The sequence below is a fragment of the Noviherbaspirillum sp. ST9 genome, assembly GCF_048799745.1.
Lineage (GTDB): Bacteria > Pseudomonadota > Gammaproteobacteria > Burkholderiales > Burkholderiaceae_D > Noviherbaspirillum.
The window spans coordinates 1-708 of sequence record NZ_JBLWFR010000082.1 but is presented as its reverse complement, the minus strand read 5'-3'; the positions used below and the strand labels follow the sequence as shown (position 1 = coordinate 708).

At 36.7% G+C, this 708-nt stretch carries 1 protein-coding gene; it reads right to left on the bottom strand.

The annotated features are described in order from the left end of the window. Positions 1-655 (bottom strand): nucleotidyl transferase AbiEii/AbiGii toxin family protein (locus tag ACNOHI_RS24865; RefSeq protein ID WP_420477408.1); only part of this gene is annotated, 655 nt, incomplete at its 3' end. Positions 656-708 lie beyond the last annotated feature (53 nt).

Sequence of the window (708 nt, the reverse complement as noted above, 5' to 3'; positions counted from 1 at the left end):
AGCTTGCCTTTACTTCTTCCAATGTTTTTATTTCGTTAAAAAGGTTTCCCAGATCAAAAAGCTGTTTGATAATTTCAAGTTCCTTGCCCTTACCATATAGAATACCCGTAGTTGTCGGTGCAAAAGCTGTTAATTTATCTCCGGTAATTGCTTCTACCGTGGGGAGGTCTATTTCTATAATCTGCTCAGCCTCGATCCAGTTACTTTGTATAGCACGCTTCTGAATACTGGGATAATGGGCCTTTTCAAAAAGTATGTCAAGCAAAATATAATTGGAACCTTTATTCACATTCGAATCATATTCAAGTTCGTAATGTGCTTTAGGAATACCTTCTCCATAGCTTCTTTTCTCATCCAGCTTCCATCCTTTAAAGTGGGATGCTTCTATTACCTGATCTAATTTACTTTCAATGGTTTCTCTAGTGTCCTCAGTAATGATATCTATATCAACTGAAAAACGATTTGAGTCTTTCAGCAGAAGAATCAGGCTTGTTCCGCCTTTAAAAACAAAGTTCAATCCATGTTTTTGTAGATACTGAAGCAGTGAAAGTGCATGGATCATTTTTTCCAGTAATGGTGGATTGATTCGCTTGTACGCTTCCTGTTCGCGGAAACCATCTATCCATTCCTTTTGGAAACAGTGTAATTTGATCATGGATTAAATATTTTTTAGTTTATCCGGAAAATGCGCAGATATGAAATTCCTGA